This window comes from Bradyrhizobium sp. 154 (assembly GCF_023073875.1).
Lineage (GTDB): Bacteria > Pseudomonadota > Alphaproteobacteria > Rhizobiales > Xanthobacteraceae > Bradyrhizobium.
Map to the genome: position 1 here is coordinate 151,735 of NZ_JADPKG010000113.1, position 20,135 is coordinate 171,869.

General features: G+C 64.5%; 20 protein-coding genes. 11 read left to right on the forward strand and 9 right to left on the reverse strand.

The window, feature by feature from the left end; genetic code table 11:
* The first annotated feature begins 122 nt into the window (after nucleotides 1-122).
* Nucleotides 123-722, forward strand: a complete 600-nt coding sequence (locus IVA92_RS28960; RefSeq protein WP_247278391.1) for a GNAT family protein — start codon at nucleotides 123-125, stop codon at nucleotides 720-722.
* Nucleotides 723-833: 111 nt separating this feature from the next.
* Entirely contained in the window at nucleotides 834-2,480 is a 1,647-nt protein-coding gene (locus IVA92_RS28965) for a GMC family oxidoreductase N-terminal domain-containing protein (RefSeq protein ID WP_247278392.1), read from the forward strand.
* Between the two features lie 1,147 nt (nucleotides 2,481-3,627).
* Here the strand turns inward: IVA92_RS28965 and IVA92_RS28970 are convergent.
* Together IVA92_RS28970 and IVA92_RS28975 are read right to left on the reverse strand one after the other, a co-directional pair.
* Nucleotides 3,628-4,470, reverse strand: a complete 843-nt coding sequence (locus tag IVA92_RS28970; protein ID WP_247278393.1) for a MoxR family ATPase — start codon at nucleotides 4,468-4,470, stop codon at nucleotides 3,628-3,630.
* A 96-nt stretch (nucleotides 4,471-4,566) separates the two neighbouring features.
* Nucleotides 4,567-4,812, reverse strand: coding sequence for a GlsB/YeaQ/YmgE family stress response membrane protein (locus IVA92_RS28975; RefSeq protein ID WP_247278394.1), 246 nt, complete (start codon nucleotides 4,810-4,812; stop codon nucleotides 4,567-4,569).
* A 113-nt stretch (nucleotides 4,813-4,925) separates the two neighbouring features.
* Between IVA92_RS28975 and IVA92_RS28980 the strand changes: the two genes are divergently transcribed.
* The 3 genes from IVA92_RS28980 to sseA all read left to right on the forward strand — a co-directional run bounded on the left by IVA92_RS28980 (nucleotide 4,926) and on the right by sseA (nucleotide 7,746).
* Nucleotides 4,926-6,101 carry a VWA domain-containing protein gene (locus tag IVA92_RS28980; protein ID WP_247278395.1) on the forward strand — a complete coding sequence of 392 codons (1,176 nt, stop codon included), beginning with the start codon at nucleotides 4,926-4,928 and terminating at the stop codon, nucleotides 6,099-6,101.
* A 132-nt stretch (nucleotides 6,102-6,233) separates the two neighbouring features.
* Entirely contained in the window at nucleotides 6,234-6,647 is a 414-nt protein-coding gene (locus IVA92_RS28985) for a rhodanese-like domain-containing protein (protein WP_247278396.1), read from the forward strand.
* Between the two features lie 244 nt (nucleotides 6,648-6,891).
* On the forward strand, nucleotides 6,892-7,746 hold the full coding sequence (sseA, locus tag IVA92_RS28990) for a 3-mercaptopyruvate sulfurtransferase (protein ID WP_247278397.1): 855 nt from the start codon (nucleotides 6,892-6,894) through the stop codon (nucleotides 7,744-7,746).
* Nucleotides 7,747-7,748: 2 nt separating this feature from the next.
* Here sseA and IVA92_RS28995 read toward each other — a convergent pair whose 3' ends face one another.
* Nucleotides 7,749-8,555 carry a hypothetical protein gene (locus IVA92_RS28995; protein ID WP_247278398.1) on the reverse strand — a complete coding sequence of 269 codons (807 nt, stop codon included), beginning with the start codon at nucleotides 8,553-8,555 and terminating at the stop codon, nucleotides 7,749-7,751.
* A gap of 367 nt (nucleotides 8,556-8,922) precedes the next feature.
* Between IVA92_RS28995 and IVA92_RS29000 the strand changes: the two genes are divergently transcribed.
* Together IVA92_RS29000 and IVA92_RS29005 are read left to right on the forward strand one after the other, a co-directional pair.
* A complete protein-coding gene (locus IVA92_RS29000; RefSeq protein WP_247278603.1) occupies nucleotides 8,923-10,116 on the forward strand; it encodes a L,D-transpeptidase in 1,194 nt (397 codons plus the stop codon).
* Between the two features lie 162 nt (nucleotides 10,117-10,278).
* The gene (locus tag IVA92_RS29005; RefSeq protein WP_247278399.1) at nucleotides 10,279-11,247 is read left to right on the forward strand and encodes an NAD-dependent epimerase/dehydratase family protein; all 969 of its coding nucleotides are present in this window, start codon (nucleotides 10,279-10,281) and stop codon (nucleotides 11,245-11,247) included.
* Between the two features lie 55 nt (nucleotides 11,248-11,302).
* Here IVA92_RS29005 and IVA92_RS29010 read toward each other — a convergent pair whose 3' ends face one another.
* Nucleotides 11,303-12,265 carry a D-2-hydroxyacid dehydrogenase family protein gene (locus IVA92_RS29010; RefSeq protein ID WP_247278400.1) on the reverse strand — a complete coding sequence of 321 codons (963 nt, stop codon included), beginning with the start codon at nucleotides 12,263-12,265 and terminating at the stop codon, nucleotides 11,303-11,305.
* A 131-nt stretch (nucleotides 12,266-12,396) separates the two neighbouring features.
* Nucleotides 12,397-12,612, reverse strand: coding sequence for a hypothetical protein (locus IVA92_RS29015; RefSeq protein WP_247278401.1), 216 nt, complete (start codon nucleotides 12,610-12,612; stop codon nucleotides 12,397-12,399).
* A 233-nt stretch (nucleotides 12,613-12,845) separates the two neighbouring features.
* Here IVA92_RS29015 and ettA point away from each other — a divergent pair, with 233 nt between their 5' ends.
* Complete coding sequence (gene ettA / locus IVA92_RS29020) at nucleotides 12,846-14,495, forward strand: energy-dependent translational throttle protein EttA (RefSeq protein ID WP_247278402.1); 1,650 nt, start codon at nucleotides 12,846-12,848, stop codon at nucleotides 14,493-14,495.
* A 7-nt stretch (nucleotides 14,496-14,502) separates the two neighbouring features.
* Entirely contained in the window at nucleotides 14,503-15,729 is a 1,227-nt protein-coding gene (locus tag IVA92_RS29025) for a lytic murein transglycosylase (RefSeq protein WP_247278403.1), read from the forward strand.
* A 77-nt stretch (nucleotides 15,730-15,806) separates the two neighbouring features.
* Here the strand turns inward: IVA92_RS29025 and IVA92_RS29030 are convergent, their stop codons facing one another.
* Nucleotides 15,807-16,088 carry a hypothetical protein gene (locus IVA92_RS29030; protein WP_247278404.1) on the reverse strand — a complete coding sequence of 94 codons (282 nt, stop codon included), beginning with the start codon at nucleotides 16,086-16,088 and terminating at the stop codon, nucleotides 15,807-15,809.
* A 211-nt stretch (nucleotides 16,089-16,299) separates the two neighbouring features.
* Complete coding sequence (locus IVA92_RS29035) at nucleotides 16,300-16,623, reverse strand: hypothetical protein (RefSeq protein WP_247278604.1); 324 nt, start codon at nucleotides 16,621-16,623, stop codon at nucleotides 16,300-16,302.
* 595 nt (nucleotides 16,624-17,218) lie between these two features.
* Here IVA92_RS29035 and IVA92_RS29040 point away from each other — a divergent pair.
* Nucleotides 17,219-17,491, forward strand: a complete 273-nt coding sequence (locus IVA92_RS29040) for a (2Fe-2S)-binding protein (protein WP_247278405.1) — start codon at nucleotides 17,219-17,221, stop codon at nucleotides 17,489-17,491.
* 136 nt (nucleotides 17,492-17,627) lie between these two features.
* Nucleotides 17,628-18,116, forward strand: coding sequence for a bacterioferritin (bfr, locus tag IVA92_RS29045; RefSeq protein WP_247278406.1), 489 nt, complete (start codon nucleotides 17,628-17,630; stop codon nucleotides 18,114-18,116).
* Nucleotides 18,117-18,185: 69 nt separating this feature from the next.
* Here the strand turns inward: bfr and IVA92_RS29050 are convergent, their stop codons facing one another.
* Nucleotides 18,186-18,788 (reverse strand): MSMEG_1061 family FMN-dependent PPOX-type flavoprotein, encoded by a 603-nt coding sequence (locus IVA92_RS29050; protein WP_247278605.1) that lies wholly within the window; start codon nucleotides 18,786-18,788, stop codon nucleotides 18,186-18,188.
* A 231-nt stretch (nucleotides 18,789-19,019) separates the two neighbouring features.
* Nucleotides 19,020-20,081 (reverse strand): alpha/beta fold hydrolase, encoded by a 1,062-nt coding sequence (locus IVA92_RS29055; RefSeq protein WP_247278407.1) that lies wholly within the window; start codon nucleotides 20,079-20,081, stop codon nucleotides 19,020-19,022.
* Nucleotides 20,082-20,135 lie beyond the last annotated feature (54 nt).

Here is a 20,135-nt window from a genome sequence, read left to right on the forward strand (position 1 = left end):
GAAGGGCGAGGCCACCAGCCGCGCCTTCATCCTTCGAGACGCGCGTTCCGCGCTCCTCAGGATGAGGGGTTGGCAGTCCGGATTGCTTCGCTTCGCTGGCAATGACGTAAGGAGAGACTTCCATGCCCTGGCCCGACCCCATCACCCTGCGTGGACAGCACGCCCGTCTCGAGCCGCTGTCGCACCAGCATCTCGAGGGGCTGGCCGAGGCCGTCAAGGACGGCGAGCTGTCGAAGCTCTGGTACACCGCGATCCCGCTGCCGGAGAACATGGGCAAGGAGATCGACCGCCGCTTGGGGCTACAGGCCGCGGGCTCGATGCTGCCGTTCACGGTGTTCGACGCCGCCGGCAGGATCGTCGGGATGACGACCTACATGAACATCGACGCCGCCAACCGGCGCGTCGAGATCGGCTCGACCTGGTATGGCAAGAGCGCGCAGCGCGGCCCGCTCAACACGCAATGCAAGCTCCTGCTGCTGCGGCACGCCTTCGAAACCCTGAACTGCATCGCCGTCGAGTTCCGCACGCATTTCTTCAACCACCAGAGCCGCCGCGCCATCGAGCGCCTGGGGGCCAAGCAGGACGGCATCCTGCGCAGCCATCAGGTCGCGCCGAACGGCAGCTTGCGCGACACCGTGGTCTACAGCATCACCGCGGCCGAATGGCCGACCGTACAGGCGCATCTCGAATTTCAACTCAACGACAAGCCGCGCCAGTTATGATGTACACTGGATTTGCGGTGCGCTCGATCAACTCTCCCCTCCGGGGAGAGGTGATCGCGAGCGCCGCTGCACGTCACTCAACTTCACGACACCCTAGGCGGCTGAGGCACCATGGACAGATTTGATTATGTAATCGTCGGCGCGGGTTCCGCCGGTTGCGTGCTCACCAGCCGGTTGAGCGAGGATCCCAACACAAGCGTCTGCGTGCTGGAGGCAGGTCCGTCCGACTGGCATCCCTACATCCATTTGCCGGCGGGCTTCATCAAGACCTTCCACATGAAGAGCATCAACTGGGCCTACCAGCAGGAGCCGGGGCCTTGGACCGGCGGGCGCAGCATCTACGCGCCGCGCGGCAAGACGCTCGGCGGCTCGTCCTCGATCAACGGCCACATCTACAATCGCGGCCAGCGCATGGATTTCGACACCTGGGCGCAGATGGGCAATCGCGGCTGGGGCTATGCCGACGTGCTGCCTTATTTCCGGCGGCTGGAGAAGCGGATCGGCGAGGGCGAGGACACCTATCGCGGCCGCGACGGCAACCTCATCGTCACGACCATGAACTGGCGCGATCCGCTCTGCGAGGCCTTCATGGAAGGCGCGGTCTCGCTCGGTATCCCCCGCAACCCCGATTACAACGGCAAGACTCAGGAAGGCGTCTCCTACTGCCAGCGCACCATCAACAACGGCCTGCGCGTCTCCGGCGCCACCGCATTCCTCAAGCCCGCGATGAAGCGCCCCAACGTGCATGTGCACACCCATGCGCACGCGACCGAGATCATCTTCGAGGGCAAGCGCGCCGTCGGCGTGCGCTACATGAAGGGCGGCCGTGGCGGCACGCCTGTCGAGGTGCGCGCCAACAAGGAAGTGATCCTCTCGGGCGGCGCCTATAATTCGCCGCAGCTGCTGCAGCTCTCCGGCATCGGCTCGCCCGATCTGTTGCAGGCCCACGGCATCAAAGTGCGCCACGCGCTCCCCGTCGGCGAGGGCCTCCAGGACCATTACGCCCCGCGCACGGTCGCGCGCGTCAAGGACATCAAGACCATCAACGAGCTTCGCCGCGGTTGGCGGCTCTGGGTCGAAGCAGCGAAATGGGCGACGGCACGCCGCGGCCTGCTCTCGCTGTCGCCGACCATGGTCTATTGCTTCTGGCATTCCGGAGAGACCGCAGAGAGCTCCGATCTCCAGCTTACCTTCACGCCGGCCTCCTACAAAGAAGGCGTGCAGGGCCAGCTCGAGGACGAGCCCGGCATGACGGTCGCCTCCTGGCAGCAGCGCCCGGAAAGCCGCGGCTATGTGCGCATCCGCTCCAGCGATCCGTTCGCGCCGCCGATCATCCAGACCAATTATCTTGACGCCGAGCTCGACCGCCGCGTCATCGTCGCCGGCATGAAGCTCGCACGCAGACTTCTCAAGTCCGCACCGCTGTCGCCTTATTACGCCTACGAAGATTTCCCCGGCCCCAACGTCAACACCGATGAGGAATTTTTGCACGCCGCCACCCAGCGCGGCACCACCACCTTCCACCCCGGCTGCACTTGCCGCATGGGTCCGGCGGATTCCACCTGGGCGGTCGTCGATGACCAGCTCCGCGTCCACGGCCTCGAAGGCCTGCGCGTCATCGATGCCTCGGTCATGCCGCGCATGATCTCGGCGAACCTCAACGCCTCCACCATGATGATCGCCGACCGCGCCTCGGACCTGATCCGCGGCAAGCAGCCGATGGAAGCCGCGCGGATACCGGAGGCGGCGGTGGCGTAGGAAGGTCCCGAGCCCCGACGCAGCGCTCTCTAGGCGATGCGAAGCATCGTGCGGGAGCGGTGCGCTGCAGAGCCCGGGGGCCCATCTCACCACCGATCTCAACGCGGCTCCTGGGTCCTGTCTCTGCGCAGCAGCGTTGCACGCTGCAGCGCGTCCGGGACACGTGTGCGTTGCAACTCGATACGTCGGGCAAAACACCCGGGCGCTGTCAATCCCTTCCCGCGAAAATATTCCACTTTACCGAAATTCGGAATTGCGGCATAGATCGAGACAGCCCGGCCCGATGATGAGGGGCGTCTCGCCTGTCGTTCGAAACGCGGGCCGGGTTGCGGTGGACGCGGCAGCGTCGGCACGCGAGATCAAGGGCAGGGCGGATTGCTCTCCGTGAGCCCGAGGCCGCGTGCGGACGAGCGGCGCTGTCAGGTTCGTCTCGCCAGCATTCTTCCGGCAACGTCGACAACGCCGGAGGATAATGCGGCGAAAAACGGGTCGTGCGTACGGCAAAACCGTGTGGTCCTGGCCGTCGTTGCTACGGTCAAGCCCTGGCGAATGCGGCATGCGCGTCAACCGGCGCGGTGTCGGCGACTTTCGCTGGGGTGAGGGAGGCCAGAAGGAATTCGGCTCCCGGGAGAGCACGGCATAAGCCGTCCAACCACTGCGCAGGGAAGGCCGTGTGTTGGGCTTCACCTGTATGCCGCTGTGCAGTTTTTCTGCGCGTGCCTTCGCACGGCGGACCGTGGGTGCCAGGTCAGCACCCGGCCTTCCCTGCGCCCTCGGCCGTTTTGAGGGTGGAGCGACGAAGCAAAGCTCGGGCGAAATGCGCCGCGAGGATGCGGACGTGTGTCTGCAACGCAAATGCGAATTGGAGAACGACGCCGATGCCCCTTGCTCCGTCATTGCGAGCGCAGCGAAGCAATCCAGACTGCCTCAACGGAAAGATTCTGGATTGCTTCGCTGCGCTCGCAATGACGATGGGGAGGCAGTGGTGCGTCATGCCGTACTCTCGTGCCCCGGACGAAGCTAGCGCTTCTTCAGCGATGCGCTGCAGAGCCGGTGCCCATGTCTCCGAGCAATCCGGATCGCCTTCTGGGTCCCGGCTCTGCGCAGCAACGATTGCGCGTTGCGGCGCGTCCGGGACACGAGACCTCTACACTTCCCGCCGGCTCAGGAACGCCAGCCGCTCGAACAGGTGCACGTCCTGCTCGTTCTTGAGCAGCGCGCCGTGCAGCGGCGGGATCAGTTTGCGCGGGTCGCGCTCGCGCAGCTGCTCGGCGCTCATGTCCTCGTTGAGCAAGAGCTTGAGCCAGTCGAGCAGTTCGGACGTCGATGGCTTCTTCTTCAAGCCGGGCACCTCGCGCACCTCGAAGAAGATGCGCAGCGCCTCTTCGACCAGGCGTTTCTTGATGCCGGGGAAGTGGACGTCGACGATGCGGCCCATCGTGTCGGCGTCGGGGAATTTGATGTAGTGGAAGAAGCAGCGGCGCAGGAAGGCGTCGGGCAGCTCCTTCTCGTTGTTGGAGGTGATCATCATGATCGGGCGCTGCTTGGCCTTGATGGTCTCGCCGGTCTCGTAGACATGGAATTCCATGCGGTCGAGCTCGAGCAGCAGGTCGTTGGGGAATTCGATATCGGCCTTGTCGATCTCGTCGATCAGCAGCACCGGGCGCTGCTCGCTCGTGAAGGCCTCCCACAGCTTGCCGCGCTTGATGTAGTTCCTGATGTCGGACACCCTGGTATCGCCGAGCTGGCTGTCGCGCAGGCGCGACACCGCGTCGTATTCGTAGAGGCCCTGCTGCGCCTTGGTGGTGGACTTGATGTGCCAGGTCAGCAGCGGCGCGTTCAGCGCCTTCGCCACTTCCTCCGCCAGCACCGTCTTGCCCGTGCCGGGCTCGCCCTTGATGAGCAGCGGGCGCTCCAGCACGATCGAGGCATTGACGGCGACCTTGAGGTCGTCGGTCGCAACATAGTCCTTGGTGCCGGTAAATTTCATTGCGTGTCCTTAGGTAGCTGTCAGCGAGGGGCGTCGGCCCCGGCCGCGACAAACGAACGGCCGCACATAGCGGCCGTTCCTGGTTCGGTCAGGCTTTCAGACCCGTTTTATCAGCGAAAGGATGACGAGCACAATCACCGCCCCGATCGTCGCGTCCACGATAGCGCCGACCGTGCCGGTGGCGAGCGCAATATGCAGCTGCGGCAGCACCCAGCTCGCGACCAGCGCGCCGATGATGCCCACGACCATGTTGCCGATCAACCCAAATCCCGCCCCGTGGACAATCTTGCCCGCCAGCCAGCCTGCGATCGCGCCGATGATGAGCGCGGCGACAATTCCCATTGCAAACGTCCCCCTATGGCCGCCAATTCTAGAGCAAAAAGCCACCCGGTCCAGCGCCCCGCGGCGTTCTTCGCCCTCTTGACGTTCGGCACCCGACGGGCAATCTGTCACCCATGTTCCTGCAATTCTTCACCTCTCTGCGCGACGCGCAGGTCCCTGTGACGCTGCGCGAATACCTCACGTTGATCGAGGCGCTCGACGCTGACCTCGCGGACTACACGGTCGAGAACTTCTACTATCTGTCGCGCGCCTCGCTGGTGAAGGACGAGCGCAATCTCGACAAGTTCGACCGCGTCTTCGGCACCGTGTTCAAGGGGCTGGAAAACCTGCTCGACGCCATGGAGAAGGCGGAGATCCCCGAGGAGTGGCTGAAGAAGCTCGCCGAGAAGTATCTCACCGAGGAAGAGAAGAAGCAGATCGAGGCCATGGGCTGGGACAAGCTCATGGAGACGCTGAAGAAGCGCCTCGAGGAGCAGAAGGGACGGCACCAGGGCGGCAGCAAGTGGATCGGCACCGCAGGCACTTCGCCGTTCGGCGCCCACGGCTACAATCCCGAAGGCGTGCGCATCGGCCAGGAGAAGAACCGCAACAACCGTGCCGTGAAGGTGTGGGACAGGCGCGAGTTCAAGGATCTCGACGGCAATGTCGAGCTCGGCATTCGCAATATCAAGGTGGCGCTGCGCCGCCTGCGCAAATTCGCGCGTACCGGCGCGCCGGACGAGCTCGATCTCGACACCACGATCCGCGAGACCGCCAATCACGGCTATCTCGACGTCCACATGCGGCCCGAGCGGCGCAATGCGGTGAAGCTTTTAGTGTTCTTCGACATCGGCGGCTCGATGGATGCGCATATCGAGCAGGTCGAGGAGCTGTTCTCGGCGGCGAAGAGCGAGTTCAAGCACATGGAATATTTCTATTTCCACAACTGCCTCTACGAAGGCGTGTGGAAGCAGAACAAGCGCCGCTTCACCGACCGCACCCCGACCTGGGACGTGCTGCACAAATATCCTCACGACTACAAGGTCGTGTTCGTCGGCGACGCCTCGATGTCGCCTTACGAGATCATGGTGCCGGGCGGCTCGGTCGAGCACGTCAACGAGGAGCCCGGCTCGGTCTGGCTCGACCGCATCATCCGCACCTATCCGCATGCGGTGTGGCTCAACCCGGTGCAGCAGAAGCATTGGGACTATTCAGAATCGACCACCATCATCAAACGCATCTTTGCCAATCGCATGTATCCGATCACGATCGAGGGGCTGGAAGGTGCGATGAAGGAATTGACGCACTGATGCGATCCACCGTCATTCCGGACGGCCGCAGCGCGGCCGATCCGGAATCTCGAGATGGCGTGTGACGATCGAGATTCCGGGTTCGATGCTGCGCATCGCCCCGGAATGACGGAAGAGAAGAAGGGAACAAACATGCCCCAGACCATCACCCGCGGCATCAAGGCGCTGATCGACGAGGCCAATGCCGAGATCGAAACGCTCTCCGCCAAGGACGCCATCGAGATCTCCAAGAACGGCGATGTCGTCATCGTCGACATCCGCGATCCCCGCGAGATCGAGCGCGACGGCCGCATTCCCGGCGCGTTCGCCTGCACCCGCGGCATGCTCGAGTTCTGGATCGATCCGCAGAGCCCGTACGCAAAACCGATCTTCCAGGAGGACAAGAAGTTCGTCTTCCATTGCGCCGGCGGCTTGCGCTCCGCGCTCGCCGCCAAGACGGCGCAGGACATGGGCCTCAAGCCCGTCGCCCACATCGCCGGCGGCTACGCCGCCTGGCGCGATGCCGGTGGGCCGACCGAGCAATGGGTGCCGAAGAAGAAGGGATGAGGGCCTCGTCATTCCCCGCGCAGGCGGGGATTCCAGTACGCTGCGGCCTATCGGTTGAATCACACCCGTCTCGGAGTACTGGATCGCCCGGCCCCGGCTCCGCCAAGGCTACGCCGAGGCCCATAGGAGTGCTCGACCCGCCGAAGCCTTGGCGAAGGCGGCAAGCCGGGCGATGACAGCGGAGACGCTGCATCGTCCTCGCTCGCGCGACGCGCGCCCGAATGACCACAAGGAAGGACCTCGCATGACCGCCACCGACCCCCTCGTCTCCACCGAATGGCTCGCCGCCCACATCGACGATACCAACGTCAAGGTCCTCGACGCCAGCTTCAAGCTGCCCGGCGTGCTGCCGCTGCCGAAGGACGACTATCTCGCCGCGCATCTGCCGGGCGCTGTGTTCTTCGACGTCGATGCGGTGTCGGATCATTCGAACCCGTTGCCGCACATGTTTCCGAGCGCCGAGCAGTTCGGCCGCGACGTCGGCAATCTCGGCATCTCCAATGCCGATACGGTGGTGATCTACGATGCCGGCGGCTGGGTCGCGGCGCCGCGCGCGTGGTGGATGTTCCTGTCTTACGGCCACAGCAATGTGCGCATCCTCAATGGCGGCCTGAAGAAGTGGCGCGCTGAGGGCCGTCCGGTCGAGAGCAGCGAGGTGAAGCCGAAGCCGGCGACATTCAAGGCGAGCTATGATGCAAAGCGCGTGCGCAGCATGCAGCAGCTGATCGCCAATGTCGAAAGCCGGGCCGAGCAGGTGATCGACGCGCGCGCCGCCGACCGCTTCGAGGGCCGCGCGCCGGAGCCGCGGCCGGGCATCCGCTCCGGCCACATTCCCGGCGCCCGCAACGTGCCCTATAATCTGTTGTTCGATGCGGAAACAGGCACCATGAAGCCGCTTGACGAGCTCCGCGCCGCCTTCACCGCCGCCGGCGTCAAGTTGGATGCGCCGATCGTGACGAGCTGCGGCTCCGGCGTCTCGGCAGGCGTGCTGACGCTCGCGCTCTATCGCTTGGGAATCACCGACACCGCGCTCTATGACGGCTCGTGGTCGGAATGGGGCCAGGCCGGCGGCCCGCCGATCGCGACCGGGCCGGCGTGACCTTACTGGCGGGTGCGTGTGACCGTTGTTGCGAGCGTCTGCCGCTGTCCGAACGGATCGAGCTGTTGCTGCAACTGCTGAGGCGGCGGGCGCCGCACCACGCGGTGCCGCTTCGTGACCTTCGCCTTGCGCTTGGTCGCCTTGCTGTCGGAGGCGCTGCTCCCCGTCTTGTTGCCCTCGGCCTTGGGCTTCGCCGGGGCATCCTTCATCGCCGTCGTCGCCGGGGCGTCTACCGCGGCCCTCTTGGTCGCGGCGACAGCGAGCGCCGAGGAGGTCAGGGCAACACTGGAATCAAAGGCAACACTGGAATCAGCCGGCGGCTCGCTGACTGTTACGGCAGCGGCCGGCTGCGTCTCGGGGACCGATGCCGTGGTGTCGGCAGGGGTGAGCGTGTCGGTGGGAGCCGGCGCTGCGGCGTCCGGCGTGGTCTCGGCCGTGAGGGGTTCGGCGGTCGGAGCCTGGGCCTGGGGCGCGGCTTCAGTGACCTCCGGCTGAACGTCGGTCTCGCTCGTTGCTGCGACCAGCGGCTCGGGCTCACTCACCGGCAGCCCGATCGTCGGCACCTGGTCGCGCACCGAGGGTGCGGGATCGGCGGTGATCTCCGGCTCCGCCTGTAAGACCGCGAGCACGGGCTGAGCCGGCTCTGGCGCCTGCGCAAACACCTTCTCCTGCGGGCCGTTTCGCCAGGAGGGGCTGCTGACATACTGCTCATGGCTCGCCCGCAGCAGCGCGGCGGCCCCTAGGCCGAACACCAGGATGGAGGTTGACAGCAGGATCGCGGCAAACAGGAAGCGAAAGCCGGGAAGCATCGAGGGGTTGCGAATTTCCGCCCCGGCGACCAAATGGCCAGGGCCCAAGAGCCATCTGAACGCGGTGACGGTACTGAGTGCCGCGTTCGCCACGCCGGGATCGGAGCTCAAAAGGTGACGAATCAGGCTGATTCGACCATATCGCAACGCTCGGCATCGCTTCGTTAAATTCGAGGCCGAACACCGCGGCAATTGACGGCGCGATGCGATTTCCGCCCCCGTGATGCAACGGGGCAACGGTAGTCTTGCGGATCACAAATCGGCAAATCCGGCGCAAATGAGCCTGATACGTCTTGAATGTGCCGCTATCTTCCGTCATCTGGCCGTTAACGGTCCGATCGGGCTTGGGGACTATACAAGAGCGATGATGATCAAACACTTTCTGACGATATGCGCTGCCGCGACAGTCGCTGCGGCGGGAACCTCGCTCGCTCAAGCTCAGAGCTATCCGGTCCAGCAGGCGCCGGGCTATGGCCCTCCGGCTGAATATCGTCCGGGCGATCGCACGCCGAACTTCGACGCCCTGGACGAAGACGACGACGCGATGCCGCAGGCCTCGCTGCCGCCGCCCGGACCGGCGGACGATCCGCGCTACGGCCGTCCGGCCGGCGCGCCGCCGGTTTATTCGGCCGCCCCGCAGGGCCCGGTGATGTCGCCGGATGATCCGCGTTACGGCCGCCCGGCCGGCGCTCCGCCGGTCTACTCGGCAGCGCCGCCCCAAGGCCCCGTGATGTCGCCCGACGATCCCCGTTACGGCCGGCCCGCCGGTCCGCCGCCGGTGATCTATGCCAATCGTCCGGGCCAGGCACCGGCCAATGACGGCCTGCGTCCGCCGGAGGCCGTTGGTGGTCCCGCCGCGACCGGTACGGTCCAGGCCGGCCAGCCGCCCGTCGGCGCCGATGGCCGGCCGATGACGATCGCGTCGCTACCGCCCGAGGAGCAGCCGGATGCTGCTCCCGCGCAGCTGCCTCAGAACCTGCGCCGCCAGGAAGTCGCGTTCCAGACCAAGGAGCCGGCCGGCACGCTCGTGGTCGATACGCCACACACCTACCTCTATTACGTGCTCGGCAACGGCCGCGCGATCCGCTACGGCGTCCGCGTCGGCCGCGACGGCTTCACCTGGACCGGCGTGCAGAAGATCACCCGCAAGGCCGAGTGGCCGGATTGGCATCCGCCGACCGAAATGATCGAGCGCCAGCCCTATCTGCCGCGCTTCATGGCCGGTGGCCCCGGCAATCCGCTCGGCGCCCGCGCGATGTATCTCGGCTCGACCGTCTACCGCATCCACGGCACCAACCAGCCCTCGACGATCGGCAAGTTCGTCTCCTCCGGCTGCATTGGCATGCTGAACGAGGACGTCTCCGACCTGTTCGACCGCGTCAAGGTCGGCACCCGCGTGGTGGTGCTGCCGGGCGGCCCGCCGCCGGGAACGGCGACCGCATCCGCTGCGCCGACGCCGGGTGCTGCCGGTCCGGCTCCGATGGCCGCCCAGGCCGGTCCCGTCCCGGGCACGCAGCCGACGGTGGTGCCGCCGTTGCCTGCGCCGGTCACCGTGCGCTAGGCCGATCGCTCAAACATCGATCGAGAAACGGCGCGTGCGCTTCGGCCACGCGCCGTAATCATTTGACGCATCCTTTCCGCCGCGTCCGCACGTTCGCTCGCTTGAATCCGGGCCGGGGTCAACTACGTCCCGGCTGGTTGCCACGAATGCGAGAAACACAAGATGCGAATCTTTGTTGCGGGCGCCACCGGTGCCGTCGGTCGCAAGCTCGTCCCCCTCCTTGTCGCCACCGGTCATTCGGTCATCGCCTCAACCCGGAGCGCCGCGAAGTCCGGCCTTCTCGAGGAGCTTGGTGCCGAATCCGTCGTTGCTGATGGTCTCGATGCGGGGAGCATGCGCGCGGCCGTAAAGGCGGCACGGCCGGACGTGGTCATCCATGAGATGACCGATCTCGCCGCAGCTACCGACCTGCGGCATTTCGATCGCGCGTTCGCGAGAACCAACGAGTTGCGCACTCGCGGAACGGACATTCTGCTCGCGGCCGCGCGCGAGGCCGGCGCCAAGCGCTTCATTGCCCAGAGCTTCTGCGGTTGGACCTTCAGCCCCGACGGGGGAGCGATCAAGACAGAAGCGGATCAGCTTGACCCCAATCCGCCGCAGGAACTTCGCCGCACCCTGGAAGCTATCCAGTACCTGGAGCGCGCGGTGCTGGCATCGACTGCGCCCGAAGGGATCGTGCTGCGCTATGGATTCTTCTATGGCCCGGACACCGGCACGCTGTCGCCGCAGATGAGAGAGCAGCTTCGTCGCCGGCGCGTGCCGGTGATCGGCGATGGCGGTGGCTACTGGTCATTCATTCACACCGAAGATGCCGCCTCTGCGACGGTCGCCGCCATCGAGCGCGGACGCGCGGGCGAGATCTACAACATCGTCGACGACCGTCCGGCCCTGGTCAGGGACTGGCTGCCGGCGCTCGCCGAATTGCTCGGTGCCAAGCCGCCGCTTCACGTGCCCGCATGGCTCGGGCGGCTGCTTGCGGGCGAGCATATGACGGCGATGATGACCGAGGTGCGCGGCGCCTCCAACGCCAAGGCCAAGCGCGAACTGGCTTGGCTGCCGGCACACCCGTCCTGGCGTGATGGCTTTGCCGACGCCGCAAGCTCTTCCGCCGGCCAGCGCTCGGCGGCCTGAGATCATGCTCAACAACGCTTGCAGCGAGCGATGATCATCCCGATTTCATGGCGTTTCAGGCCAGCTTGCGCGGCAGCTTGCCGCCCCTGGTGAAGGCGTCGATCGCCTCGACCATCTGGCCGTAATGGATGCGCAGGCCGTCCGCAGTGGCGTAGCCGAGATGCGGCGTCAACACGAGGTTGTCGAGCTTGCGGAAGGGATGATCGACCGGCAGCGGCTCGACCGAGAACACATCCAAGCCGGCGCCTGCGATCTTCCTCTGCTGCAAGGCCTCGAGCAGCGCCTGCTCGTCCACGATCGGCCCGCGCGCGGTGTTGACGAGGAAGGCGGTCGGCTTCATCCGCGCGAGATCGGCGCGGCCGACCAGCCCGCGCGAGCGCTCGCTCAGCACCACATGGATGGTGACGATGTCGGCTTTCGCGAACAGCTCATCCTTGCTGGCGTAGCCGACGCCGGCCTCCTTGCACTTCTCCGGCGTCAGGTTCGGGCTCCAGGCGATCACGTTCATGCCGAACGCCTTGGCGATCCCTGCCATCTTGCTGCCGAGCTTGCCGAGCCCGACGATGCCGAGCGTCAGTCCCTCGATCTCGATGCCGGCAAAGGTCTGCCAGGGCTCGCCGGCATGCATGCGCGCATTCTCGCGGCCGATGCCGCGGGTCAGTTCCAGGATCAGGCCCATGGCGAGCGGGGCGGTCGGATCGCGCGAATATTGCGTGCCGCCGATGGCGACGCCACGCACCTTCGCGGCCTCCATGTCGATGGCGGCGTTGCGCATGCCGGAGGTCAAGAGCAGCTTCAGCTTCGGCAGCTTGTCGAGCAGGCTCTTCGGAAATGCCGTGCGCTCGCGCATGGCGCAGATGATCTCGAAGTCGGCCAGCGCGCTCGCCGCGGCCTGCTCGGACGCAAATGGGTGGCTGAACACGGTGACATCGACGCGGTCGGAGAGCTTTGGCCAGTCGGCGACGTCGAGGGCGAGGTTGAAATAATCGTCGAGAATTGCACAGCGCAGCCGCGTCATCAGCATTTCATCCATGGCGAGAGGTGACGGCGCGAGCGAGGGGGCGCCCTCGTCGGAGCCGGGCCATGGTTGCGCGCAATCATGCCTGCGCGCAAGCAGCTGACGTCTTCAAAAAATCGTTGGGGGCAGGCTCAGAGGTCGCGGGGCTTCAGGCGGAACGGCGCATCCATGCCGTGCTTGGCGCGCCAGGCCGGGCCAGGGCCGCGCATATAGTGCAATTCGGGCCGGTACGGGTTGAAGGCGGTGGCGAAAAAGCGCTTCCAGAAGCTCTGGATCTCCGAAACGAATCCGGAGACCTGCCCGGCGTCTGCCGGACCAGGGAGAGAGTTGGTCTCGATCATGGCCATGACGCTGTCTCGCTGTGCTCGCCGTTCATTCTGAGCGGGTGGCGCTGTTTCCGCGCGACACCGAGCTTTGGCCTGATTTATTAAAAGATGGTTTCAATTGTCCGGATCGGTGGCCGGATGGTGTCCGTTCCGTATTCAACCGTGGTGAACGGACGGAAAACATTGCCCTTTGGGGGCGGGATCGCTACATCGGCGGCAGCAAATTTCCTCAAATCGAAGGTTTCACGGGACCGATGGCGCGCCAGTTCATCTATTTCATGCAGGGCCTGACCAAGAGCTACCCGACCCGGAAGGTGCTCGATAACGTTCATCTGAGCTTCTACCCGGACGCCAAGATCGGCGTGCTCGGCGTCAACGGCTCGGGCAAGTCGACCCTGCTCAAGATCATGGCCGGCCTCGACAAGGAATACACCGGTGAGGCCTGGGTCGCCGAAGGCGCCCGCGTCGGCTATCTCGAGCAGGAGCCGCAGCTCGATCCCAAGCTTTCTGTGCGCGAGAACGTCATGCAGGGCGTCGCCAAGCAGAAGGCGATTCTCGACCGCTACAACGAACTCGCGGTCAATTATTCGGACGAGACCGCGGACGAGATGACCAAGCTCCAGGACGAGATCGAGGTCCAGGGCCTCTGGGACCTCGACAGCAAGGTCGACCAGGCCATGGACGCGCTGCGCTGCCCGCCCGACGATGCCGATGTGACGAAACTCTCCGGCGGTGAGCGCCGCCGCGTCGCGCTATGCAAGCTGCTGCTCGACCAGCCCGAGCTGTTGCTGCTGGACGAACCGACCAACCATCTCGATGCCGAGTCCGTGTCGTGGCTCGAAGGGCATTTGCGCAATTATCCCGGCGCGATCCTGATCGTCACCCACGACCGCTATTTCCTCGACAACGTGACGGGTTGGATCCTCGAGCTCGACCGCGGCCGCGGCATTCCCTATGAGGGCAATTACTCGTCGTGGCTGGTGCAGAAGCAGAAGCGCCTCGAGCAGGAAGGCCGCGAGGACGCCGCGCATCAGAAGACGCTCGCCCGCGAGCAGGAATGGGTCGCCTCCTCGCCGAAGGCGCGCCAGGCCAAGTCCAAGGCGCGCTACCAGCGCTATGAGGAGTTGCTCAAGAAGGCGAGCGAGAAGCAGACCCAGACCGCACAGATCATCATCCCGGTCGCCGAGCGGCTCGGCGCCAACGTGGTCGATTTCGAGGGGCTCAGCAAAGGCTTCGGCGATCGTCTCCTGATCGACGACCTCACGTTCAAGCTGCCGCCAGGTGGTATCGTCGGCGTCATCGGTCCCAACGGCGCCGGCAAAACCACTTTGTTCAGGATGATCACGGGCCAGGAGAAGCCGGACTCCGGCACGATCACGGTCGGCGAGACCGTGCATCTTGGCTATGTCGATCAGTCGCGCGATGCGCTCGACGGCAAGAAGACCGTGTGGGAGGAGATCTCCGGCGGCAACGAATTGATCCTGCTCGGCAAGAAGGAAGTGAACTCGCGCGGCTATTGCTCGGCGTTCAACTTCAAGGGTGCCGACCAGCAGAAGAAGGTCGGCGCACTCTCCGGCGGAGAGCGCAACCGCGTGCACCTCGCCAAGATGCTCAAGTCCGGCGCCAACGTGCTGCTGCTCGACGAACCGACCAACGACCTCGACGTCGATACGCTACGCGCGCTCGAAGAGGCGCTGGAGGATTTCGCCGGCTGCGCTGTCATCATCAGCCACGATCGCTGGTTCCTCGACCGCATCGCGACGCACATCCTCGCGTTCGAGGGCGACAGCCATGTCGAATGGTTCGAGGGCAACTTCCAGGATTACGAGAAGGACAAGATGCGCCGACTCGGCCAGGACAGCATCATTCCGCACCGCGTGAAGTACAAGAAGCTGACGCGGTGATTCCGGCATGATGTGGCGGGCGCTCATCGCTGCGGTGATCACTGTCACTTGTGGCCTGTCGCCCGCCCGCGCCGCCGACGCAGCTTTCACACAGTTCATCACCTCGCTGTGGCCCGAGGCGCAGGCCGCCGGCGTCTCGCGCGCGACCTTCGAGGAACAGACGCGCGGGCTCGAGCCCGACTACAAGCTGCCCGATCTGATCCTGCCGGGTCGGCCCGCCACCGGTGCGCCGTCGCAGGCCGAGTTCGTGCAGGTGCCCGCCGACTACGTCAAGGAAGCCTCAATCGCACGGCTTGCAGGCGAGGGGCAGCGGCTGCTGCAAAAATATCGCACCGCGCTGACCGAGATCGAAAAGAAATCCGGTGTACCTGCGACCGTCATGCTCGCGATCTGGGGCCGTGAGACCGATTACGGCCGCTACACGCTGCCTTACGATCTCGTCCGCGTGCTGGCGACACAGGCCTATGTCGGACGCCGCAAGGATCAGTACCGCAACGAGTTCATCCTCTCGCTGAAGATCCTCGGCGAGGGCGTGGTGACGCGCAAGGACATGCGCTCGTCCTGGGCCGGTGCGACCGGCCTCACTCAGTTCCTGCCGTCCGAATATTACAAGCACGGCGTCGATTTCGACGGCGACGGCCGCATCGATATCTGGCATTCGGTGCCGGATGCGCTGGCGTCCGCCGCGCAGCAACTCGTCAACAAGGGCTGGCAAAGTGGCGTGCGCTGGGCCTACGAGGTGCAGGCGCCGGCCAAGCTCGATTGCACCACCGGCGTGCCCGAGGTGACGAAGCCGATCGGCCAGTGGCTGCGCGAAGGCTTCGTGCCGGTGCGCGGGCAGAAACTCAGCGCGGCCGAGCAGGCGCAGCCGGCCTCGTTGCTCCAGCCCGAAGGGATCTACGGCCCGTCGTTCCTGACCACGAAAAACTACTTCGTCATCAAGGAGTACAATTTCTCCGATCTCTACGTGCTGTTCGTCGGCCATCTCAGTGACCGCATGACCAGCCCGCTGCCTTTCGCAACGCCCTGGTCAGCTTCGAAGCAGTTGCGCACCAAGGACGTCGAGACCATGCAGCGCGGTCTCACGCGCATCGGGCTCTACAAGGACAAGATCGACGGCAAGGCGGGCATGCAGACCCGCGCCGCGCTCGGTGCCTACCAGAAGTCGGCGGGCCTCAAGGTCGATTGCTGGCCGAACGAAGAGGTGCTGCGCTCGATCCAGGCTGCGCGATAGCGCAGCAAAAGAAAAAGCCCGGCCGAGATGCTCGGCCGGGCTTCGTTCGCGGCGCGTCTGAGCGCCACGCGATCGGATCAGTAGCAGACGCGGACCGGGCGGACGACCCAGCCGTAGCCGTCCCAATACCGCTCACGCCGCCAGTAGCAGGGCGCGGGCGGCGGGGGCTCAGCCACGTAAACGGGGCCGCCATAGGCGGGACGGCTCGACGCGATGGCGCCGCCGACGATCGCGCCGCCGATCAGGCCGGCCGCGATGCCGGCGCCGACGCCATCATGCGCCTTCGCGGACGGTGTCGCGGTCACCAGCGAACCGGCGACTGTCGCAACCGTGAGGGCAGCAACTAAAGTCTTCTTCATGCTCAGGGCTCTCCTGGGAGATGGGCTCACCTTGTTAGAGGCGCCCGGGTTTCAAAGGTTCACGCACACTCTGATGGAATTGACCGTTGGGCTAGGAAGCGCGCAAATGGTCAATCCACGGTAAACGCACACGGAGCTGTGACGAGAAAAAGCGGTCTTTTTCAGGCTCCAAGATGAACGGCGCCTCCGTAATGAACCGGTTCACGGCGACTCAGCCGCAGACCCTGACGCGGCGGGCGCGCCAAGCGTAGCCGTCCCAGAAGCGCTGCTTCTGCCAGACACACCCGCCGCCGTAATAGTCGTCGGCGACATAGCCCGGGCCCGGAGCGTAGTAGCGGGGCGGATAGTAGCCGGGCTCGTAATAGCCGGGGCCAGGTCCGTAATAATACGGAGATGCCAGCGCGCCACCGACAATGGCGCCGCCGATGATCCCGGCCGCCACGCCCGCAGCGACGCCGCGTTGCGCATGGGCGGGTGCTCCGGCCGTCAGGACCAGAGTGACGATGGCAGCGGCTGCCACGAGCGACTTCTTCATTGGCTTGACCTTTCGCACAATCATGCGGAACTCTTTGGGGGCAGAGTTCCATACTTCGCTTGAATGATCAATGAACGGCGCCCTTGCCGGGTACGACCAATTGGTATGGACCGCAGCTCCGAGGCGATGATGAGCAACGCGTTGGCAAATGCATTGATTGCGGCCGGGATCGTCTTCGCGATCGGCTACGGCTGGATCACATATCTCCAGAACCGCGGACGCCGGTCCCGCGCAGCAGCCGCTAGCGATGGAGGCAGTAGCAGCGGCGATAGCTACTCGGGGACGAGCGACGGCTTCTCGCTGGGAAGCTGGTTTTCCAGTGACAGTTCGGGGAGCTCGACTGACGGCGGCAGCTGTTCCAGCAGCGATGGCGGCGGCAGCGGCGGGGATTGCGGGGGCGGCAGCGATGGCGGGGGAGGCGGTGGCGGCGACTAGGTCCGCTGCAATCTTGATCCAGCGCAACGCCCTATTTTAGAGCCGTTCTAGGCCGTTGCGAGCCAGTTTGGAATAGCTTCAAATTCCGATTTTTCCTTTTGCATCCGGCCGCCCCCTTAAATATCGATGTTGACGCATCACCGAAGGGCCTGCCGCTTCCATGATCGTTTGTTCTTGTAACGTGCTGAGCGATGACGACATCCGCGCCGCCGTCGCCGAGTCCGACGACGCCGTGCGCCATGCCAAGCAGGTTTATGGGTGCCTCGGCTGTAACGCCGAATGCGGCCGCTGTGCCCGGACCATCAAAACCATCATCGACGAAGCGCTTGGTCCTTGTGCCCAATCCTGCTGTGCCGGCTGTCCGCACAGCCACACTGTGGCCGCCAACGACGAGACGGTCGAACCCGCTCAGTTCGCGCTCGCAGCCTGCTGAAACCTTCCATATGGTCTGCTGAGCTTTTCCCCCCGGCTGCGTGCCCACTAGCCGGTTGCCCTCGCCCGCAAACTCATTTAGAAACATTCTAAATTCGGTTTAGGGCCGATTTGGACTGCAAGAGCTGGAGTGAACCATGCAGGGCGACGCAAAGGTCATCGAATATCTCAATAAGGCACTGCGTCACGAACTGACTGCGATCAACCAGTATTGGCTGCATTACCGTTTCCTCGACAATTGGGGCCTGCTGGACATGGCCAAGGTCTGGCGCAAGGAGTCGATCGAGGAGATGGAGCATGCCGACAAGCTCACCGCGCGCATTCTGTTCTTCGACGGCTTTCCGAACATGCAGGTGCTCGATCCCTTGCGCATCGGCCAGAACGTCAAGGAGATCATCGAATGCGACCTCGCCGCCGAGATGAGCGCCCGGGCGCTCTACCAGGAAGCGGCGACCTACTGCCATGGCGTCAAGGACTACGTCACGCGTGACCTGTTCGAGAAGCTGATGAGCGACGAGGAGCACCACATCGATTTCCTCGAAACCCAGCTCGACCTGATCGGCCGTATTGGCATCGAACTCTACACGCAGAAGCACGTCGGCGGGCTCGAAGGCGAGGGGCATTAATCTGGCGCGTTAGCGCTGCATTCCCCACTGTCGTCCCGGCCTTCGCCGGGACGACACCGGTCGCGCCAGCTACAGCTGCGTCTTGTAGAGCTCCTCCACGATCTCCTGACTCTGCGGCTCACCGAGGCTGGTCTGCTCGTGGATGATTTCGACGATGCTCGGCATCACCGAGCGCTGCACCTTCTCCGGTGACCATAGCTTCGAGCGCATCAGCGCCTTGCCGCAGTGGAAATAGACCTCGCTGACGGCGACGTTCAGCACCGCGCGCGGCGGCTTGCCGAATTCCATCATCGAGGCAACCAGATTCGGATCAGCCGATAACGTGCCGCGTCCGCCGACGCGCAGCGTCTCGTCGATCCCTGGTACGAAGAACAACAGGTGCACGAAGCCCGAGCCTTCGACGACGTTGCGAAAACTGTCGATCCGGTTGTTGCCGGAGCGATCGGGCATCAACAGCTGGTTGGGACCGGCAACGTGGACGAAGCCGATGCTGCCGCCGCGGGGCGAAGCGTCGACGCTGCCGTCCGCTCCCGATGTCGCGAGCACGCAGAACGGCGACATCTCGATGAATTTCTTCGCATGCGCATCGATCGCGGGCCGCGCTTTCGCAATGACGCGCGGCGATGGCTTGGCATAGATGGTTGCGAGGTCTTCGGCGCAAAGATCGGTCAACGGCATGCCTCCGCTTCTGGTTTGCCTCAAGCTGCCCGATCAGGCGCCTCCAGCCAACGAAATCCATCGCGCTAAACCGCACCCGCCGACGAAAGGCGCGATTGTCCCGCGCGTCGATTCGTATCGTCGGCGCGATTAACCGAGCTGTCAGCGCAATGCATTGCTCAAATCATATGCGGCGTCGAGGCCCTGCCTATGATGCCTGGCGAGATGACGGCGCGTGTGCCGCTCCTACATCGTCCGCTGCGGCGCCGTCTGCAGAAATTGCCGGATCTGCTCGCTGTAGAATTTCGCATTGCCAGTGGTGCCGTGGCCGCGCGTCTCAGTGCTCGCTGGGATCAGGAAGAGCCGACCGTTCTTGACCCGCTTCATCGCAGCGTCCGTAATGCCAGTCTCGGGCGGGTTGCGCTCGTCGTCGGCGGAATTGATCAGAAGCAGCGGGGCTTCGATTTGCTCCAGCTTCTCCCCGGGATTGTAGTCATGCGAGGATTCCCACTGATAAACGAAGTCGTTGGCATCCGCAGTGATCGGCGTCGCGAGCCGATCGTCGACGATCTTGTCGGCCTTCGCTGCTGTCGGCGCCTGCTGCTGATAGGCCAGCGTGCCGCCGATGCTGGCGATGCCATAGGCCGTGATGGCGTATTTCATCATGCGCGGCTGGCTGGTGTAATTGCCGCCATTGTAATCGGGATCGTTGCGGATGGTGTCGAGCATGATCCGCCGCAGCATCCAGTTGCGGGAGGCCATCTCGGTCGGCTGCGAGGCCATCGGGATCAGCGCGTCCATCGCGCTCGGGTATTTTTCTCCCCATAGCCAGGTGTGCATGCCGCCCATCGAATTGCCGATGACGAGCCGCAGATGCTTGACGCCGAGGCCCTCCGTCACCAGGCGATGTTGCGCCTCGACCATGTCGTCGTAATTGTACTTCGGAAAGCTCGTCTTCATGCCGTCGGACGGCTTTGATGATTTGCCATGGCCGATACTGTCGGGAATGATGATGTAGTATTTGGAGGCATCGAGCGGTTGCCCTGGGCCGAACAGCTCGCCGGCAAAGGCGGGCGCCAGCATGCTCGCGCCCGAGCCGCCTGTTCCGTGCAGCACCAGCACGGGCTGGCCGCTCGGCTCGCCGACGGTGGTGTAGTGCAGCTTCAGCTCCGGCATGGTCTCGCCGGTGTGGAACTTGAAATCCCTGGCGATCCAGTCGCCTTGGTTGGGCGCCGGATAGTCGGCTGCCCATGCTGACGTTGAGATGGAAAGCAGAACGGCCGACAAGGCCGCGCAAGAAGCTTTCATGTTTCTCTCCCCATGCGGCACGTATTGGGCGGCCGCGTTGCCGCGGAACTTAAC

What these genes read in the sequence shown, in the direction of transcription:
- IVA92_RS29015 (WP_247278401.1), bottom strand. Translation starts at nt 12,612, where the DNA reads ATGGCCATGATCGAGACCAACTCTCTCCCTGGTCCGGCAGACGCCGGG.
- IVA92_RS28970 (WP_247278393.1), bottom strand. Translation starts at nt 4,470, where the DNA reads ATGAAATTTACCGGCACCAAGGACTATGTTGCGACCGACGACCTCAAG.
- IVA92_RS28980 (WP_247278395.1), top strand. Translation starts at nt 4,926, where the DNA reads ATGTTCCTGCAATTCTTCACCTCTCTGCGCGACGCGCAGGTCCCTGTG.
- IVA92_RS28960 (WP_247278391.1), top strand. Translation starts at nt 123, where the DNA reads ATGCCCTGGCCCGACCCCATCACCCTGCGTGGACAGCACGCCCGTCTC.
- IVA92_RS28985 (WP_247278396.1), top strand. Translation starts at nt 6,234, where the DNA reads ATGCCCCAGACCATCACCCGCGGCATCAAGGCGCTGATCGACGAGGCC.
- IVA92_RS29025 (WP_247278403.1), top strand. Translation starts at nt 14,503, where the DNA reads ATGATGTGGCGGGCGCTCATCGCTGCGGTGATCACTGTCACTTGTGGC.
- IVA92_RS29030 (WP_247278404.1), bottom strand. Translation starts at nt 16,088, where the DNA reads ATGAAGAAGACTTTAGTTGCTGCCCTCACGGTTGCGACAGTCGCCGGT.
- IVA92_RS29005 (WP_247278399.1), top strand. Translation starts at nt 10,279, where the DNA reads ATGCGAATCTTTGTTGCGGGCGCCACCGGTGCCGTCGGTCGCAAGCTC.
- sseA (WP_247278397.1), top strand. Translation starts at nt 6,892, where the DNA reads ATGACCGCCACCGACCCCCTCGTCTCCACCGAATGGCTCGCCGCCCAC.
- IVA92_RS29035 (WP_247278604.1), bottom strand. Translation starts at nt 16,623, where the DNA reads ATGAAGAAGTCGCTCGTGGCAGCCGCTGCCATCGTCACTCTGGTCCTG.
- IVA92_RS28995 (WP_247278398.1), bottom strand. Translation starts at nt 8,555, where the DNA reads ATGCTTCCCGGCTTTCGCTTCCTGTTTGCCGCGATCCTGCTGTCAACC.
- IVA92_RS28975 (WP_247278394.1), bottom strand. Translation starts at nt 4,812, where the DNA reads ATGGGAATTGTCGCCGCGCTCATCATCGGCGCGATCGCAGGCTGGCTG.
- IVA92_RS29000 (WP_247278603.1), top strand. Translation starts at nt 8,923, where the DNA reads ATGATCAAACACTTTCTGACGATATGCGCTGCCGCGACAGTCGCTGCG.
- IVA92_RS29040 (WP_247278405.1), top strand. Translation starts at nt 17,219, where the DNA reads ATGATCGTTTGTTCTTGTAACGTGCTGAGCGATGACGACATCCGCGCC.
- IVA92_RS29055 (WP_247278407.1), bottom strand. Translation starts at nt 20,081, where the DNA reads ATGAAAGCTTCTTGCGCGGCCTTGTCGGCCGTTCTGCTTTCCATCTCA.
- ettA (WP_247278402.1), top strand. Translation starts at nt 12,846, where the DNA reads ATGGCGCGCCAGTTCATCTATTTCATGCAGGGCCTGACCAAGAGCTAC.
- IVA92_RS28965 (WP_247278392.1), top strand. Translation starts at nt 834, where the DNA reads ATGGACAGATTTGATTATGTAATCGTCGGCGCGGGTTCCGCCGGTTGC.
- bfr (WP_247278406.1), top strand. Translation starts at nt 17,628, where the DNA reads ATGCAGGGCGACGCAAAGGTCATCGAATATCTCAATAAGGCACTGCGT.
- IVA92_RS29010 (WP_247278400.1), bottom strand. Translation starts at nt 12,265, where the DNA reads ATGACGCGGCTGCGCTGTGCAATTCTCGACGATTATTTCAACCTCGCC.